Here is a 360-nt window from a genome sequence, read left to right as displayed (position 1 = left end):
CGGTTCATGATGTCTCCATAGAAAGGAGGTGATCCAGCCGCACCTTCCGATACGGCTACCTTGTTACGACTTCACCCCAATCATCTGTCCCACCTTAGGCGGCTGGCCCCTAAAAGGTTACCCCACCGACTTCGGGTGTTACAAACTCTCGTGGTGTGACGGGCGGTGTGTACAAGGCCCGGGAACGTATTCACCGCGGCATGCTGATCCGCGATTACTAGTGATTCCGGCTTCATGTAGGCGAGTTGCAGCCTACAATCCGAACTGAGAACGGTTTTATGAGATTAGCTCCACCTCGCGGTCTTGCGACTCTTTGTACCGTCCATTGTAGCACGTGTGTAGCCCAGGTCATAAGGGGCA

The 360-nt window shown here is 54.4% G+C and carries 1 rRNA gene; it reads right to left on the bottom strand.

Annotated features, from left to right (window positions below):
• Positions 1–21: 21 nt before the first annotated feature.
• Positions 22–360, bottom strand: a 16S ribosomal RNA gene (locus EP747_RS24035); the annotation flags it as partial.

It is taken from the genome of Gottfriedia acidiceleris (assembly GCF_004138285.1).
GTDB lineage: Bacteria > Bacillota > Bacilli > Bacillales > Bacillaceae_G > Gottfriedia > Gottfriedia acidiceleris_A.
This window is presented reverse-complemented; position numbering and strand designations above follow the sequence as displayed.